The sequence below is a fragment of the Streptomyces sp. NPDC090994 genome (assembly GCF_044768905.1).
Lineage (GTDB): Bacteria > Actinomycetota > Actinomycetes > Streptomycetales > Streptomycetaceae > Streptomyces.
Genome location: NZ_JBIVWS010000022.1, coordinates 103,597 through 121,274, shown reverse-complemented (window position 1 = coordinate 121,274; position 17,678 = coordinate 103,597). Strand labels below are relative to the sequence as shown.

The following is a 17,678-nucleotide window of genomic DNA, read 5'->3' as shown; positions in this document are numbered from 1 at the left end:
CTGCGCTTCTTCGACTTTCGCGGCTACCACGAACTCAACCGCGAACACGGGCGTTCCTGACTCGATCACCTCACCAGCGCAAGTTCAGAGAAGCCTGCATTCGATGCCCCATGTTCCAGGTCAGCCCAAAGATGTTGCCCAGGCTCGCCGAGTTGGAGAAGGATCTCTTGCTGAGGCGCAAGAGGGCCCAGGAGGAGCAATGGCTCGGCGAAATCGAAGGAATCGACTTGACACTGACCTTCCTCCGGACCAAGCAGGCAGATGCCGCACGACTCACACGCCGGGTCCCCGTCGACCTGGGAATCCCAGGGCCACGTCACTAGGAGAACCGTGACCAAAGAGCTCAGTTGCCCCCATACATGTATGTATACTCAACGATAAGGGAGGGCGATATGGAGCCATTGGAACTCCGTCGCGCAGTTGAAGCAGGACGGGCGACCGCTTCGGAGCTGGGCCTTCAGGTCAACGATGTGGTCGTCATCCACAACTCGGACCGCGTCGCGCTGCGCCTGGTCCCTTGCGATGTTCTGGCTCGGGTCGCCCCTTCGGGGCATCTGGCTGATTCCGAGTTCGAAGTAGAGGTCGCTCACCGTCTCGCCGACGTCGACGCTCCGGTCGCTGAGCTCGATCCTCGGGTCGAGCCTCGAGTCTATGTGCGTGACGACTTCGCCATCTCGCTCTGGACCTACTACGAACCTGTGGGATCAGAGATCGCGCCGGCCGACTACGCAGATGTGTTCCTGCGGCATCATGCCGCCCTGCGCCAGATCGATCTGGACGCACCGCATTTCACCGATCGAGTCGCTGTGGCACTGAGAGAGGTGAACGACCGGGAGCAGTCCCCCGAGCTGCCCGATTCTGACCGGGAACTCCTCAGCGACACGCTCAGTGGTCTGAGCGCCGCGATCAGCATCGACAAAGCCCGCGACCAGCTGTTGCACGGCGAGCCGCATCCGGGCAACCTCCTGAACACAAGGAGAGGGCCGCTTTTCATAGACCTCGCCACGTGCTGCCGTGGGCCGATCGAGTTCGACCTAGCCCATGCGCCCGAAGAAGTGGGAAAGCACTATGCGGGTGCTGACCACGACCTGATTCATCGGTGCCGCGCCCTGAACTGGGCGATGTTCTCGGCTTGGCGCTGGCGCCGAGACGACCAAATGCCTGACCGGGACCGCTGGAGAGCGGAGGGGCTCAACCAGGTTCGTGCCGCACTTGACCGCTGCAGACTGGGCTGAACTCAAGGCAGAGGGCTGCTGGGCCAGTCCCGATCCGCTGCGCCGTGTGCGGCATCCCGACACGGTGCAGCGGTCGAACTCGGCCGGCTTGAGAGGACATCTCATCCCCTCGCCACGTGCTCACAGCAACGGCCCGGACGCGGACAAGCCCTAGCTCAAGCGGACGGCGTGACCGAAGACCACACGCCGAACCACTGCTCGGCGCCGAACTCCTCGAACCGCTCCACCTCGGCGAACCCCAGCTTCGCCGCGAGCCGCATTGAGCGGTCGTTGGCGGTCTGGGTGCACAGCACCACCGGCTCGCTGGGGAGTGTGTCGGCGAACCAGTCGAGTGCCGCTGCGCAAGCCTCAGCGGCGTACCCGCATCCCCACGCCTTGGGCAGGAACATGTAGCCGAGCTCGGCCTCCCCGGCACCCGGACGGACGTGGCCCGGACGCTCCGCGTCGCGCCGATCGAGCGAGACCGTGCCGATCATCGCTCCGTCGAGATCGATCACGAAAAGGCCAGGGCGCCGCCCGGGCACCTCAGGCACCGCGCGTTTGAGTTCGTCCCGCGGTCGAGGGCCTCCGAGGTAAGTGCGCACTTCTGGCGATGCGAACAGCTCGATGAACGCCGCACGGTCTCCGGCCTCGGATTCGCGGAGCACGAGCCGTTCGGTCTTTATCGGGGCAGGTGGCCAGGCGACAGGTCCGAGTCCGGTCATGGCGGGCAACCTATCGCACGCCCGTGAGAGTGATCTGTAAGAGAAGGCATGGGCGGACACCTTGACATAGTGCAGAGAAGCACGGTCCGCTACGTGGGGCTGTTTCTGGAGGACCCTCTCGTGGTGCCGTGGCCGGTGGTTGCGCACCTGGCCGTACAGCTCGGCATTCAGGACCCGTCGTGTGTAAAGCGGTACACCGAGCGGCTGAAGACGGCGTACGAGCACGCGTGGGAGATCCGGGACGCCTACGGCTACCACCCATACGAAGATGCGGAGTGGGGGCGGAAGTTCCGGACGTTCCTGCACGGCCGGGCGTGGACCCATGCGGAGGGGCCGGTCGCGCTGTTCAACCAGGCGGTGGGCTGGCTGCGGCGGAACCGGGTGCTGCTGCCGGGTGTCTCGGTGCTGGCCCGGCAGGTGTCGGAGGTTCGCACGATCGCGGAGAAGCGGCTGCACGCCACCGTGGCCAGGGCGGCTCACCGCTCGGACCCTGCGCTGCCGGCGGACCTGGTGGCCACGCTGGTGACGCCGGAGGGCGGCCGGTACTCGGAGTTGGAGCGGCTGCGCCGGCCGCCGACGCGTACGACGGGCACGGCGTTCGCGCGGTCGCTGGAGCGGGTCGACGAGATCGGTGCGTTCCAGCTGGGGCGGTTGAAGCTGTCGCAGATCCCGCCGAACCGGCTCGCGGGGCTGGCCCGTTACGGGCTGGGGTCCAAGGCTGCGAGCCTGGAGCGGGCCGCGGAGCCCAAGCGCACGGCGATGCTCACCGCGGTGATGCGCCACCTTGAGGCCAAAGCGATCGATGAGGCCCTGGACCTGTTCTCGGTGCTGATGGCGACGAGGCTGATCAGCACGGCGAAGCGGGCGACGGACAAGGAGCGGCTCTCGACGCTGCCGCAGCTGGAGAAGGCGTCGCGGACCCTGGCGCGGGCGGCGAAGGTGCTGTTCGAGGAGCTGAAGCTGGTCGAGGCACACGGCACGGATCTGGACGCGGCGGCACTGTGGCGGGCGGTGGAGGAGGTGGCGCCCCGGGCCGCGGTAATGAGTGCGGCCGTGCTGGTGGTCTCGCTGGTGCCGGAGGACGAGGACTCGGCGGCCGTCGCGATGCGGGCGGCGCTGGCCACCCGGTACAACACGGTGCGGCCGTTCCTGTCGCTGCTGGGCGAGTCGAAGGCGCTGGACGCGGCGACCGGCGGGAAGCGGGTGCTGGCCGGGGTGAAGCGACTGCCCGCTCTGGCGCGGCGGCGGGTGAAGGACAAGCCGCTGCTGCCGCGCGAGGTCGATGACAAGCTGGTGCCGGCCGCGTGGCGCAAGGCGGTGTATGCCAACGCCGAGCTGCCCCCGGGGGCCGTGGACCGGGACGCATACGTGGTGTGCGTGCTGGAGCAGCTGCACCGCGCGCTTCAGCGCCGGGACGTGTTCGCCTCTCCCTCGCACCGCTGGTCCGACCCGCGCGCCCGGCTGCTGGACGGCACGGAGTGGGAGGCCGTTCGGGAGGACGTTCTGGCGGGTCTGAGCCTGGATATGCCGGTCGAGGAGCACCTGGCCGCGCTGGTGACGGCGCTGGATGCGGCGTGGAAGCAGATGGCGGAGCGGCTGGAGACGGCTGGGCAGGACACGAAGGTCACCATCGAGGTCCCGCCGGGCGGCCGGGCGAAGCTGAACGTATCCAAGCTCGGCGCGCTGGGCGAGCCGAAGTCCCTGACGTGGCTGCGGGGGCGGGTGGAGAAGATGCTCCCGAAGATCGACCTGCCGGAGCTGTTGTTCGAGGTGCACGGCTGGACCGGGTTCCTGGACGCCTTCGTACACCTGGGCGACGGCACAACCCGCATGAAGGACCTGACCACCTCACTGGTGGCCCTCCTGGTCTCGGAGGCGTGCAACATCGGCATGACCCCGGTCATCAACCCCGCGCATGAGGCGCTTCACCGTTCCCGGCTGGTGCACGTCGACCAGTTCTACCTGCGGGCCGACACCATCGCCGCGGCGAACGCCGCACTGATCGAGGCGCAGGGCCAAGTGCCGATCGTGCGGTACTGGGGAGACGGGCTGCTGACCTCGGTCGACGGACTGCGGTTCGTCGTTCCCGTCCGCAGCATCAATGCTGCCCCGTCGCCGAAGTACTTCGGGTTCAAGCGCGGCATCACCTGGCTCAACGCCGTCAACGACCAGGTCGCCGGCATCGGGCAGATGGTGGTGCCGGGCACGCCGCGCGACTCCCTGCACATCCTGGACGCCCTGCTGAACCTCGACGGCGGGGTGAAGCCGGAGATGGTCGCCACCGACAACGCCTCGTACAGCGACATCGTGTTCGGCATCTTCCGCATCCTGGGCTACAACTTCAGCCCCCGGTTCAAAGACCTGGACGACCAACGGTTCTGGCGCGCGTGCCTTCCCGGCGTAGAGACCGGCGCGTACGGGCCGCTGGAGCCGCTGGCCCGCAACCGGGTCAACCTGAACAAGGTGATCACTCACTGGCCGGACATGCTCCGGGTCGCCGGTTCCCTGGTCACCAACCAGGTGCGCGCCTACGACCTGCTGCGGATGTTCGGACGCGAAGGCCACCCGACACCGTTGGGGCAGGCATTCGCCGAGTACGGCCGGATCGCCAAGACCGAGCACCTGCTCCGCGTCGTCGACCCGGTCGACGATACCTACCGCCGCCAGATGAACCGCCAGCTCACCGTGCAGGAGTCCCGGCACAAGCTGGCCCGCGACGTGTGCCACGGCAAGCGCGGCACCATCCACCAGGCGTACCGGGACGGGATGGAGGACCAGCTCGGCTCACTGGGCCTGGTCCTCAACGCCGTGGTGCTCTGGACCACCCGGTACATCGACGCCGCCGTCGCCCAGCTCCGTGCCGAGGGCCACGAGATCCGGGACGAGGACATCGCCCGCCTGTCCCCGCTCAAGCACCGCAACCTCAACGTCCTGGGCCGTTACAGCTTCACCGCCTCCACCCCGGCTGGTGGCGCCCTACGCCCGCTTCGCGCCCCCGACACAGTGGAACTCGACGAGGACGACGAGGGGTAGCGGGAGCGGACTCTGGCCAGATAGCTGTGCTGGCGAGGCAGTACCGCGCCGGCGTGTAGACGCGCTTGAACCGTTTTGCGCCCGACGATGCTTTCGCCTCTTGACCTTGACGCAACGGCAAGGTTTCTACTGGCGGCATGCGAATCGGAGAGATCGCCGCGCTCGTGGGGCTCACCACCCGGGCGATCCGGCACTACCACCACGTCGGGCTGCTTCCGGAACCGGAGCGGCGCCCCAACGGCTACCGGGCCTACAGCGTCCGCGACGCCGTCCTGCTCGCCCGGGTGCGCCGGCTCACCGAACTCGGCCTCAGCCTCGATGAAGTGCGCGACGCCCTCGCCGACGATGCCGGGCGCGAACTGACCGAGATATTGGAAGAACTCGACGCCGACCTGGCCCGCCAGGAAGCCGACATCAGGGAGCGCCGCTGCCGGCTCGGCGCCCTGCTCGCCGAGCCGCCCGGCGCGACGGGGCCCGTCTCACCCGCCCTCGCCGCACTGCTGGCACAGGCCCCCCGAACAGACTCGCCGAGCGCGGCCAAGGACCGCGAGTACCTCACACTGCTGGACGCCACCAGCACCGGTAACCAAGAGATGCTCGGGCTGCTCGGGACGCTGATCGCCGATCCCGCGGTTGTCGAACTGTATGAGCGCCTTGACGCGCTCGCCGATGCCCCCACCGACGATCCGAGGATCCCACCCTTGGCAGCTGACCTGATGGCGGCCGTCCCCGAGGAGCTGTTCGCCGCGATCCCCGAGGACGGGGTGGTCGTGACCGGGTTCAAGGAGGCGCTGCTCGCCGAGTACACCCCAGCGCAGGCGGAAGTCGTGGGCCGGCTCATGGAGGCTTTCGTGGAAAGGGGCCGGGGATGAGCGGCCGGGCAAGGGGCGTACGGGCGTCGCGGGCCGCGGTAGCCGCCGTACTGCCGGGGGAACTGGCACTGGCGGCCTGCCTGGTGGCCGGGGTCCGGCCGCCCGGGTGGGCGCTGGCGGGCGCCGAGGCGCTGGTGCTCGCAGTGCTGCTGCTGGAAGCCTGGGTGCTGCGCTCTCTGTACGTCGCCGCGCGCGCCCGCGGCGCGGACCGCCGGGCAGCGCGGCGAGCCGCCGTACGGGAGGCGGTGCCGGTGACGGTCCGCCGCCTGGTCCTCCACGAGCTGCGCGCCCTCGCCTCCCTGGGGCGGTGGGTCCGGCGCGGCACGCATGGGGTGCGCCCCGGGGACCTCGCTGCCGCGTACACCGGGCCCCAGACCGCGATGATGTACGGGCTGCTCTTCGTGATGGTCATCGAGACGGTGGGCCTGGCCTTCCTCATCCCTTGGCCGGCAGTCCACCGGATGATCCTGGTACTCGACCTGTACGGCGTCGTCCTCGTACTTGCACTGCACGCCGCCTGCGTCACCCGACCGCACGTCGTGCGCCCCGACGGTTCCCTGCGGATCCGCTACGGAGCCCTCTTCGACCTCGCCGTACCGCCGGACGCGGTCGCCTCGGTCCGGGTCGACCGGCGCTATCCCGAGGGCGGCCTTATCACCCTCTCCGAGGACGGGGTCCTCGACCTGATCGTGGGCAGCCAGACCTCGGTGACCCTGGAACTGAACCGGCCACTCCCCTTCACCCGCCCGCTCGGCGCGACGGAAGAGGCCCGCACCATCCGCTTCCATGCCGACGACCCGCGCGCGCTGGTCAGCGCGCTCCGTCAGCCCGCCTGAGCACACAGTTCGGTCTTCGCCGCGACGTGGCGCCAGGCAAGGCGCTCCGATCGGTTGCACGTTCGACTTCTCGGCATTCTCACAAATGAGTAGTTCTGAGAGATCACGAACCCCCGCCGGACCGCGTCCGGTTTGTCCCCAATCTTTGTTCTCATAACCTCTCGCAAAACGGCTCTCGCACAATGCCCCTCGCGATAGGTTCTGCGACATGCCAGAGCTCGCCGAACCGGCAGCCGCCGTCGAACAGTTCGACTGTCCGACCTGTGAGGTGCCCGCCGGAAGCACCTGCCGCACCCGAGGTGGCAAGGTCGCCCCGAAGTACCACACCCCGCGTTTCATGCTGGTCCCCCAGCTCCGCGCCGAGCTGGAGGTGAAGACCCCCGCCGACCGCGGTCCCGTCCGAGCGTGGGAGATCGGCCCGGCGATCGACGCCGCAGTGCCCGAGGCCGCAACAAAGCCCACGAGGGTGGGGTATGCCCGTTGCAGTACCGCCCAGCAGGAGCTCCAGAGTCAGCTCGACGCCCTGGAGGAGGCAGGCTGTGATCCGGTCTTCTCGGAGAAGATCAGCACCCGGATCAGGGTGCGGCCGGAGTTCGTCAAGGCGATGGACTTCGCCCGCACCATCAAGAGGGCCGTCCCGCATCAACGGGTGATCTTCACCGTGCACGAGATGAAGCGCCTGGGCCGCGGCGCCGCCGAGCTGCTGGCCATCGCCGAAGATCTGCGTCACCACGACATCCAGCTCGAACTCCTCACCGGCCCCCTCCAGGGCGTCTACGACCCCTCCGGGCACGGCGCCGCCCTCTTCGCATTCTTCGCCGGCATGGCCGAGTCCGAGCGCGAGTACATCCGGGAGAAGTCCCTGGAAGGCCAGGCGTCCGCCCGCGAGCGCGGCCGTCACGGCGGGCGGCCCAAGGTCGTCGACGACGACATGGCCGACTACGCCCGCAGCCTGCGCGCCAACGGCGTGCCCGTACCGCAGATCGCCCAGAGGCTCGTCATCACCTCGGGCAAGAACAAGGGCCAGCGCCCCTCGGTCGCCACGGTCTACCGCATCCTTGCTGAGGACGAACAGTCCGAGACGGCCCTGGAGAATCAGACGGGATCACAGTCGTGACTATCGAGGGCGTCGCGGCTGTCGCGACCGTCGCCATCACAGCGGTGGGCCTTCCGGCCGTCTACTGGCAGGCCCGCACCGCAGTCCGGGCGGCCCGCAGCCCCGTCGCCGCAGCCGGGGTGACCGCCCGCGCCCAGCACGCTCAGGATCGCCGGACCGCTCAGCGTGCCGCCTTCCTCGAACTGCTCGCCGCCGTGCGGACCCTCCGAGACGCCGACGCCCGGGCCCGTGACGTCGCCTTGTTCTGCCACTTGGTCAGGAATCGCGACCACGAGAGCGACGCCCGTCGCACGGAGGCCGAGGAGGAGCGTTCCCAGGCCATCGACGCGGTCGCGGAGGCGTACGACGCTCTGCACAAGGCGGCGGCCTTGGTCACGCTCGAAGGCCCTGACGAACTGCTCGGCTTCCTTGACTCCCTGACCAGGATCGGCCGATCGCTCATCTACGTCTGCCAAATCGTGCCGCCGGATGCCGAAAACGAGCGAGTACTGGTGTCAGAGGGCGAAGCGGTGCCTCCGAACCGGGTTCGGGAGATGTACGACGAGGCCGAGCGCGCGTTCGTCACCGCCGCCCGCCGCTATCTCAACGGCGATCCACCCGGCCTGACCTGACTATCGGCCAGGCATGCGAACCGGCTCGACGGCCTTCGATCCGAAAGCTACTGGCAGGTTACTTGTCACCTGGGTCGCTGCTCGTTAACGGCACCCCAACGCAACGCGGAGATCCGCGGCTAGACCTCATGATCAATCTCAGCGCCAACGGCTGTACCGATGTTCCCCGAGGCCGGGCATGGCCGGCACCCTCCTGCGGCTACGAGCCCGAACCTGGCTGGAGGCCGTTGGTGCTGATGGCGCAGGCACAGGGATCAGCACCATGGGGTGTGCGGTTCAGGTGTCCCTGCCCTGATCCCTGATTTCATGGATGCTCCAGCCTCGGCCGACGAGTTCTTCCGCGTAGGGCAGCGCGTGCCTCCGATGGGTAGCCAGCATGAGGAGATGCGTCGGGCGGGTGGCCCCGACGAAGATAAGCTGTGCGGCGCGCTGCACGGTTACCTGGGCGCGTTGGATGCCGCCGTTGGCCAGGAGCTTGAGCGTTTCGTGGACGTCGTGCTTGTTGCCTCGCCTGTCCAAGCACTCAAGGATCAGCGTTGCTGCGTGCGTCTCCCCCTTGGCACTCTGGATGGACCCGGCGACGGACGGCACTTGTACCGCCAGGTCCTGATCGTCGTGGTCGACTGGGCGGTCGACAGCCGGGACGTTCAGGCGTGGGGTGAAAGCTAGGCGTTCTGCCAGAGCGGCAGCGTCTCGCAGCGGCTCTTGTGCCAGCTCGGGAAGGAGTTGGAGGAGACGTGCGGTCGCACTGTTCCAGGTCGCTTCATCGGTGTCGCTGGAGCCCATGAGCAGGTCGCGCAGAATCAGCCGGAGCTGGCCGCCCGTCGTGGTTATGGAGCGTTCAAGTCGGCTCAGCGATGGAAGGGTTGTGGTGAGGGCCGGCCTCAGCGTCGTGCGTATGCCTTCCCAGAGCTCGGCCACGGCTTCGTGTTCACTGCCGCTGGCCGCCCATCGCGCGGCAGCAGCGCGAACGGTGCTGATCAGCTCCTTCTGTGCCGGGACACGTCCTGCCGGAGTGTGGGTGGGGAGGTAGCAGGTAAGCGACTGCGGATACGTGGTTGATGTTCCCTTGGTCAGTCGTGCTCCCAGCACTCGGGGCGGGTTTCGGACCAGCACTTCACGGGGGACGAACGCGTGTGCCAGGCGTTCGAATGTCGGCACGACTTCACGTACCGAATGATCGTCGAAGAGGAGGAGGCCGATCTGGGTGTCTGGACCGACACCGCTGATCCGTTGCTGTCGACGGATGGTGAGAGCACTCGCCATGTCCGCGATCTTGGGGCCGAACCTTTGACTGACGGGAAGCTCGGCCGCCAACGGGGCGGGAAACGCTGATGCCCTCGGTGTAGCCGGCGTGCCGTCTGTGAAGATCGCCTGGTTCACGTCCCCTACACGCTGGACGACTGCGCCGGAGGAGAAGACGCGGTCCAGGAGGTGCTGCTGCACATCACTGGTGTCCTGCATCTCGTCGAGCAGCACGAACGGGAAGCGCTGCGATACCGCCACCGCGATTGCGGGGTTCCGTATCAGGTACCACTCTGCGATCGCATACATGTCGTCGTAGCGGAATATTCCTTCTTTGGCCAGCTGTCGCTTCAGACGGTCGTACTGCTTGCCGCTGGGCGTCGTGTCGGGATCGGCCGGGGCGCTGCCGCGGGGGCCGACCACCTTCAGCTTTCCGGCCTCACAGACGAAGACGGCCTGGGCAACGGTGTCGAGTCCACCGTGGCGGCGGCTCAGAAAGCTGTGGAGGGTGGAGAAGTCGCGACGTTCCAGCAGACGCAGGGCCGCTGCTTCGTAGACGTCATCGTCCACAGCCTGCACTTCGTAGCCCAGGGCACGGATGGCCGGCAGGGCGAGGAAGGTGTTGGCGAAGGACTGGATCGTCCCGATGAAGTGCGGATACTGGAGAAACCGTCGTCCGTCGGGAACCGCTGTGAGGCGGTTGATGATCTCGTCCTTCGCTGTGTTCGTGTGCGAGAGGACGCAGATGCCCCGGGTCCGTGAGGTCCACGCGCCGGCAAGCAGGGCCAGCTTGAGTCCGATCAGCGTGGTCTTGCCGGAACCGGGTGCCGCTTGGAGGTCCTGGGAAAGCTCGCTCTGCACGAAGTCCCACTGCTCGGCATGTGGCAGGTCGAGGCCGAGGATCTGGGCGAGGGCCTCGACCTTGTCCTTCACCAGGGCATCGGGCAGGTACGGAGGCTTCACCGCTCCACCTCGCCGCAGATGTGGTCGAACGCAGCAACCAGGTACGGAGGGAGATCGCCTTCCGTGAGGTCCGTGGCCTCAAGGAGGTCAGCCGCGTGCTGGGCTGTAATCGTCTTGCTGGCGTTACCCGCCTTCAAGGGCTCATAGATGCGGAGCGCGACAGTCTCCAGTGGGACGTCAGCTGCCTTCCACGTCTCCACCTCCTCCCGCGCAGCGTCCGTTAGTTTCTTGAGCTTCTCAGCGCCCGGCCACGAGCTCTCGGACGAACGGGCCGCGCGGACCGCCTGGTGCATCAGGGTAGCCATGGGCCAGGAGGCCGCCGCGAGGTCATACTCGAGAGTCCAAGAGTCCGAGACGAAGGTCTCTACCGGTCCGTCGTCCTCCTTCTTGAGGCTGGCGACGTGCTCGGCGATCTCAGCCGGCGTCATCTCCGCCGAGCAGCGCAGTTCGCCCCGCATCTTGGCCGGGGTGTCCTTCGGTACGAGGTCTCGGTCCCTGATGCAGGCCACAGGGATGGGAACCTGCTCGCCATCGCGCTGGAAGATCCGGCTGTAGCGGAACAGCCCGACGTGCCCGACGTTCACCACGCTGATGCCGCGTTCGTTGAAGGAGCGCCCCATCGCCTTGGCGAGAGCGGGAAGGAAGATCGCCTCGGCATCGCCCTCGACGACCGCGACGCCGCAGGCGAAGAACAGGTTGGCCTTGGTCACGTCCAGGAAGCGGGAGAGAAAAGCGTAGTCGCCATCGTCAAGCTTGGTGTGCTCAGGCGCCAGGCTGAACGTACGTCCCCGGGCCACCATCGTGAGGGACCCGACCGGCATGGCTGACGCCAGATTGGGACTGTGCGTGGTCAGGATGACCTGGACGGGTGCCGCTGTGGCGGCTTCCTCGGCTTCTTCCGATCGTTCACGCAGCAGATCCATGATCCTGGCCTGCAGCTGCGGATGAAGGTGAGCCTCCGGCTCCTCGATGAGCAGCAGCGGCGCGATGTCGCCCTTCCCGAGAAGCAAGAGTTCTGCGGCCATGAACAGCGCGTTGTTGTAGCCGAGCCCGCGGCGGGTCCATTCGTCGGACGCCGAGAACAGGGTCAGCTCCAGCCTCTCCAGGGCCCGGGCCAGCGACGCGTCACCCGCGACCCCGATCTTCCCTCGGAGCACGTCCCCGCCGATCGCGAACTTCTGCAGGTACGCCGTGTTGATGTCGTCCCGGGCAGCGGTAACGGCTGGGTTCCGGCCGATGTGATGCTCTGCGCGGCTGAGGATGCCTACGAGGGTGGAAGCCGAGTCGTCCTCCGCGTCGAAGTCATCCTTGTCCTGGTCCGTCATCGCTGGATAACTGGCAAGGATCTGCGACAGCCGAGACCCTCGCCCCGAGCGGAGCTCTGCTTCGGCGTCTCGTAGCGGACGGAGGTAGGTGGCTTTGAGGAACTCACGCGCCGCCCCATCGAGAGCCGGCCCCCTCCCGCCCTCGCCGGTGCGCGTGCTCCAGGACACACGATTCCGGAGCGGGTCCATGAGCTGCGCCTTGAAGGTAACGTCCAAGACAGCATTGCCGCGACCGTCATTCGTCAGCAGCTCCAGGAAGGCCCCCTGCTCCTGCGTGGACAGGTCCTCGAACCGGCAGGAGATCGAGAAGGTCTCGGCCCTGCCATGGTCACCGACGTGGAAGTCGTCCCTCGATATCCGGTAGTAGTCCGCCGCCGCGGTCTGCAAGCACAGGCGAATCGCATCGACGATCGCAGTCTTCCCGCTGTCGTTCTCCCCCACCAGAACATTCGTTCCCGGGCTAAACGATACGTCCAGTGACTCGCCCGAGCCGTCGCCCTGTTGTGTGGCAGCGCCGAAGATCCTGAAGTTCTCGGCACGCAGTCGTGCTAGGTACATGGCCCCCCATGTCGCAGGAGCCTGCGCCCGAGCGGGCGCAGGCGAGGACAACCGCCTCAAGTGCCCCACCCGTAAGCGGATTACCCCCGGATCATATGCCGCCCGGCCTGACTACGAGGCGGAACACCATGTCGCATGGGCGGCTCAAGGCTTACAGGGAATCAAGGTGTTACTTCCTGCCCACCCATAGGTAGCACTGCGCAAGACGATCACTTTCCACTACAGCCCCTGCGACAGACCTCCTGGCAACCATCTCCTGATCGACCTCATCTGGCCCAATCAGTGCCCATGCTGAAACCATTCAGTACTCGGGAGAGGTCAGCACAACGCGGGCCGCCATGGCGCGGTCTACTTCATCGGTGTGGACGAACATTGCCGTAAGGGTTCCCGCAGCCACCAGGGGGGTCAACTCCTCTGCTAGGGCACGGTAATAGAGGGCTAGCGCTGCTTCCAGGGAAGCAGCGCTGTCGCCTACGTCTTCCGCACCGGCGCGCAGCCCGGCCCATGCGAAGGGGAGAGTGGATGACGATATCCAGGGCTGCATGAGGACCTGCAGCGCGAACGCCTGCAGGTTGCGCGACTGGTGTGTGGGGAGTGTGGCCCGGTGAAGGCCGCCATACGCGGCGCTGATCCATCCCGCGGCCTCGTGCGGCAGTGTCTCAATGCTGCAGGAGGCGGCGTTGATTGAGAAGGCGGCTGTCGCCTTCGGATCAGCCCAGGCAGAAGGGCGGGAAAGCGCCACGGCGACGGCTCCGGCCTGCCAGCCGTCGGCCAGCGCGGCAGCGTGGTAGAGGTCGGGGGAGAAGGGGATGTCGACGTAGTGGTTCCGCAGCAGCTCGGCCTTGGTCAGTAGGGCTTCCTCAGGCGTGGTCAGGCCCGCGTTGATGCGTCCGTCGAGGAGCGCGAGGGTGCCGAAGGTGGCCACGCCTTCTGCCCGCGCAATGGCCCGCAGGACTCGGTCGTCGCACCACAGAACAAGACCGTGCTCCTTGGCGTGGTCGAGGGCTGTCAGCCACTGCGTGTTGTTCCTGTAGACAGCCAGTCGCTGGAGGCTGCGTAGTTCTGGCCGGGGCACACGAGGCATTGCCCGGACCACCTCGACGAGTCGAGCCGAGGTGGTCCGCATTCGGTCGAGACGCTCGGCGGAGGTGGTAAGGACGGCCGGACGGCCGTCGCTCTCGTCCCAGGTGAGCACCATGTCGCTGCGCAAGGCAAGTGATTCCTGCGCATGCAAGGCGTCGGTGAAGAGCTGGTCGGTCGTCACAAGCGACAGGGGGTGCCCCATGAGCCGTTCGGCGATGCCCGGCTCCAGGAGGGCGAGAGTGACAGCAGCACTGGTGTCTACGACCACTCGACCTGAGCGGGCGGCCCGCACTGCTTCAACCTCCGCCGGATCGGTGACGAAGCCAGCGGCGAAGACGTGCGGGCGCTCGGCAGAGGGACGCAGCAGGACCTCAGCGTAACTGCGACCGGAGGACAGAACGAGCATGCCGGCGGGTAGTTCACCGGCGGCGGTCCTGCGGTGGAGTTCCTTGGCGTTCTCATAGGAACGGCGTAGATCGTCAGCGATGTTCTTGAGGGGGTCGTCCTCGGGACCGAACTGGACGGCCCTAAAAACGGTGTTGTCGGGGAAGCGTTCCAGGTACGCGGCGGTGGCGGTGCGGAGCTGCTCCCCGTCCTGCTCGGAGAGGGACTGCGCAGACTGGACGGCACGCCAGTGCAGGTTGGCAAGGACCTTGCCTACCAGGTCGCTGTCGTCGCGCCAGCGCTGCGTCAGGGCGAGGGCCCGGCCGGTGAAGTGCGGGTCGGCGCTGAAGCGTGCACCGAGCATGACCCACAGGGCCGTCTCGTCCGAGCTGCGCGGTTCGAGCGGCTGCCCCTGCCCACCGGAGGTGAGAGCCTGCCACGCCTGGTCGAGCAGGCCACGGAGCGCGTAGCACTTGACCAGGGCCCAACGAGCGTCGATGTCCAAGGGATCAAGCTGGAGAAGACGCAGGGCCGCGTCCGTGGCACGGTCGTAGCGTCCGTCGGCGGCTTCGGCCTCGACGAGAAGTGCGTGCATGCGTCCCTGCCCTGCCCAGTGAGGCCCGGCCATCCTCAATGCTTCCTGCGCGCACTCACGGGCTCGCTGGTGGTTCTTGGCCTCCAGGAACAGGCCCGCGGCCATGGCCATCAGTCGCGCGTCGTTCCACTCGACAGAGCCGTCCCTGAGGGTCTCGGCAGCCAGAGCAATGTCTCCGGCACGGTGGTAGCGCTCGGCGAGCGTGACCACGATGACCGGGCTCCTGGTGATGTTGGCGCGTAGCAGGCTCAGCGGATCGCTTCCCTCGGCGTGCAGGGCTCGGGCGAGCAGTTCGAGCTCCCGTACGCGCTCACCATAAAGGGGGACGAGGTGGCTCAGGTCGGGTAGATCCGCACCGCTGGAGGCCAGGCCGGCCGCGGCTGTGAACTGTTCGCCCTCCGTGTCGGCGACTTCCCATGCCTCCTGCCACAGCCGCTGAACCCTTGCGGTATTCGCACCATGGCCGTCCCTCGATTCAGCGAGAACTGCCGCGGCATGCGCACGTGCGAACCCGTGAGGCATGCCCTCCATCAATTCCTCGGCCTCCCGCCACCGCCCCGTCATCGCGGCAACCAGGGCGGTCTGTGCACCCATGTGGGGGGCTTCCGCTTCATGCGGTTCGGCCTCCCCTTCCGGCGCCGGTCGAGCCAGCTTCCATGCCAGGGCCAGGTCCTCACTCGCAACGGCCGCCTGTACTGCCAGTACGGCTGCATCAGTGCTATCGCCCAACCAGCTCCGACGGCTGTTCCTGGCGCGGAGGGCCACGGCCAGAGCCTCCTGAGCAGCACCGAGTCGGTTCGTGGTCCGACTGTTGCGGGCTTGTTCCAGCAGCGTCGAGGCCAGGGTCATTCCCATGCCACTGGAGGTCTCGTCGGCCCCTCGGAGCACGGCCAGTGCCTCTTCCGGTCGTTGAAGATTGAGCAGAGCCTTGGCCTCGAAGTGAGTCTTGATGGCCGCTGCTCGCCCCTGGTGCGGTTCCCACCGCCCAAGTTCCGTCAAACCCTGCTCCCAAGCTTCATCAAGAAAGCCACGGAACGCTGCCAGGAGCGGGGACGAGCCTGCGCTTTCGTGAGTATCGAGGTAGCTTCGTGCGCCTTCCCCCGCGCCGCCCTCCTCCTGGAGCGCCGCCATCATCGTGTAGTAGTCCCGCGGGTGCCCCCCTTCTCGAAGGCACGCCTCGAAGAAATGCCGGGACGCCCCCAGAGCGCCGTAGTCAGCCGCGAGATGGCCCAGCCAGGCATAAGCGCCGGCGGGGGCATCCTCAAGCCAGGCCGGGGGCACGTCCGCCCACTGCCGCAGGACATCGCCGCGCTGCCGCCCTACGGTGGTCAGGATGTCCACGCACTTGACCACGCCTGGCCACGATGCCGCGAGGAGGAGGGCTTCTTCAGCTGCCCAGGGACTGAGCGTACGCACGGCCTGCTCAAGACCGTCACGGCCTCGCACATCCTGCTGAAGTTCCCGGAGCTGGCCCCGAGTCTTCTGCCCCTCCTCCTTCGTGGTCTGCAGCCCCCAGCTACCAATGAGAAGCGTCGCCTGCGAGGGATCAGCGGCACGCACCGACTCCTTCATCACCATCCACAGCACCTGCAGCGCATTGCCACGGCGTTCCTCGGTGCTGCCGCCGGACACCATGTAAGCGAGGCGCCCGGCTGCCTGGTCGAGCGATGCCTCGCTGCAAGTGCGCAGTTGTTCGCCAGTGTCCTTGCGCGCCAGCCAGATCCGCAGCGACTTGGCCGTCACTTGGATCCCAGCTTCAGCGGCCCGCTTGGCCGCGGCACGCGCCACCTTGGGCCTGCGAACGACCTTCGTGAACCCGCTTAGCGCAAGCTTGCCAGCCCACGGCGCGGCCACCTTCGCCAGCAGTGCGGAAGTCAACAGAGCCATGTGTCCTTTCCGATATAGCGCAGGGTCACACACCCCAAGCACCTCACGGACGGACCCTATCGCTGCGGTCTGACATCGAGATTTTCAGCATTGTTGCTGCAAGAAGCGTTCAACGGCTCGTCTTCGACAGACTTAAGGATCGCCAGGCACTCAACAGGGCGGGGCATCGAGAACAGGTAGATGGCCGTTATCCCCTGCACCGAATGAATTCGTCAGCGAAGAGCGGGGATGACCATGGATCCGTAGGCGTCGACGGTGGCCTCGCGGTGGTCGTGCATGGCGTAGACGGCGAACTGGTCGACGCCGAGGTCCTTGAGGTGACGGAGTTTGGCGATGTGGGCCTCGGCGGGGCCGAGGAGGCAGAAGCGGTCGACGATCTCGTCGGGGACGAAGGCGGTGTCGGGGTTGTCGGCGCGGCCGTGGTGGGAGTAGTCGTAGCCCTGCCGGTCCTTGATGTACGCCGTGAGCTCCTCCGGCACCATGTCCGAGTGCTCACCGTACTTGGCGACCAGGTCGGCGACGTGGTTGCCGACCATGCCGCCGAACCAGCGGCACTGGTCCCGGGCGTGGGCCAGGGCCTCGGGCGAGTCGTCGGCGGTCACGTACGCGGGGGCGGCGACGCAGATCGTGAGGGCATCGAGGTCGCGGCCGGCCTCCACCGCCGCCTGGCGGACCGCCTTGACCATCCACTCGGTGAGGAAGGGGTCAGCGAGCTGGAGGATGAAGCCGTCGGCCTTCTGACCGGCCAGGGCGAGGGCCTTGGGCCCGTAGGCGGCCATCCAGACGGGCAGCTTGCCGTTCTTGATCCACGGGATGCGGATCGGGTTGCCGTCGACCACGGCCTCCCGGCCCTCGGCGAGGTCACGGATGACGTCGATGGCCTCGCCGAGCCGGGCCAGGGTGTTCGGCCTGCGGCCCGCGACGCGCATGGCGGAGTCGCCGCGCCCGATGCCGCAGATCGTCCGGTTGCCGAACATGTCGTTGAGGGTGGCGAACGTGGAGGCCGTCACCTCCCAGGTCCGGGTGCCCGGGTTCGTCACCATGGGTCCGACGTGGAGCTTCGTGGTGTGTTCGAGGATCTGGCTGTAGATGACGAACGGTTCCTGCCACAGCACGGCGGAGTCGAAGGTCCAGCCGTAGCGGAAGCCGTTGCGCTCCGCCCGGCGCATCAGACCCACCACCTGCGAGGCGGGCGGGTCGGTCTGCAGGACGATTCCGAAGTCCACGCGG

Annotated in this window: 10 protein-coding genes and 1 pseudogene; 6 read left to right on the top strand and 5 right to left on the bottom strand. The window is 67.3% G+C overall.

From position 1 onward, the window contains the following. Window positions 1–392: 392 nt before the first annotated feature. Complete coding sequence (locus ACIQR3_RS31695) at window positions 393–1,235, top strand: phosphotransferase family protein (RefSeq protein ID WP_403544088.1); 843 nt, start codon at window positions 393–395, stop codon at window positions 1,233–1,235. A 155-nt stretch (window positions 1,236–1,390) separates the two neighbouring features. On the opposite strand, the gene ACIQR3_RS31690 is transcribed toward ACIQR3_RS31695, so the two are convergent. After that, window positions 1,391–1,939 carry a GNAT family N-acetyltransferase gene (locus ACIQR3_RS31690; RefSeq protein ID WP_403544086.1) on the bottom strand — a complete coding sequence of 183 codons (549 nt, stop codon included), beginning with the start codon at window positions 1,937–1,939 and terminating at the stop codon, window positions 1,391–1,393. A 69-nt stretch (window positions 1,940–2,008) separates the two neighbouring features. On the opposite strand from ACIQR3_RS31690, the pseudogene ACIQR3_RS31685 reads away from it, so the two are divergent. The 5 genes and pseudogenes from ACIQR3_RS31685 to ACIQR3_RS31665 all read left to right on the top strand — a co-directional run. Further along, window positions 2,009–4,972 (top strand): annotated as a pseudogene (locus tag ACIQR3_RS31685) (Tn3 family transposase); the annotation flags it as partial. A gap of 137 nt (window positions 4,973–5,109) precedes the next feature. Next, window positions 5,110–5,844, top strand: a complete 735-nt coding sequence (locus tag ACIQR3_RS31680; RefSeq protein WP_403544084.1) for a MerR family transcriptional regulator — start codon at window positions 5,110–5,112, stop codon at window positions 5,842–5,844. Continuing rightward, window positions 5,841–6,680, top strand: a complete 840-nt coding sequence (locus tag ACIQR3_RS31675) for a hypothetical protein (protein ID WP_403544082.1) — start codon at window positions 5,841–5,843, stop codon at window positions 6,678–6,680. The genes ACIQR3_RS31680 and ACIQR3_RS31675 overlap by 4 nt, the downstream gene beginning before the upstream one ends. 208 nt (window positions 6,681–6,888) lie before the next feature. Beyond that, window positions 6,889–7,797 (top strand): recombinase family protein, encoded by a 909-nt coding sequence (locus ACIQR3_RS31670; protein ID WP_403544080.1) that lies wholly within the window; start codon window positions 6,889–6,891, stop codon window positions 7,795–7,797. Continuing rightward, entirely contained in the window at window positions 7,794–8,408 is a 615-nt protein-coding gene (locus ACIQR3_RS31665) for a hypothetical protein (protein WP_403544078.1), read from the top strand. Before ACIQR3_RS31670 ends, ACIQR3_RS31665 begins: the two co-directional genes overlap by 4 nt. A gap of 276 nt (window positions 8,409–8,684) precedes the next feature. Here the strand turns inward: ACIQR3_RS31665 and ACIQR3_RS31660 are convergent, their stop codons facing one another. From ACIQR3_RS31660 to ACIQR3_RS31645, 4 genes are all read right to left on the bottom strand, one after another. Beyond that, window positions 8,685–10,616 (bottom strand): UvrD-helicase domain-containing protein, encoded by a 1,932-nt coding sequence (locus tag ACIQR3_RS31660; protein WP_403544076.1) that lies wholly within the window; start codon window positions 10,614–10,616, stop codon window positions 8,685–8,687. Continuing rightward, the gene (locus ACIQR3_RS31655) at window positions 10,613–12,499 is read right to left on the bottom strand and encodes an ATP-dependent nuclease (protein WP_403544074.1); all 1,887 of its coding nucleotides are present in this window, start codon (window positions 12,497–12,499) and stop codon (window positions 10,613–10,615) included. Before ACIQR3_RS31655 ends, ACIQR3_RS31660 begins: the two co-directional genes overlap by 4 nt. A gap of 301 nt (window positions 12,500–12,800) precedes the next feature. Further along, window positions 12,801–16,448, bottom strand: coding sequence for a tetratricopeptide repeat protein (locus tag ACIQR3_RS31650; RefSeq protein ID WP_403544073.1), 3,648 nt, complete (start codon window positions 16,446–16,448; stop codon window positions 12,801–12,803). Between the two features lie 212 nt (window positions 16,449–16,660). Then, a complete protein-coding gene (locus tag ACIQR3_RS31645; protein ID WP_403544071.1) occupies window positions 16,661–17,674 on the bottom strand; it encodes a TIGR03842 family LLM class F420-dependent oxidoreductase in 1,014 nt (337 codons plus the stop codon). Between the last annotated feature and the right edge of the window lie 4 nt (window positions 17,675–17,678).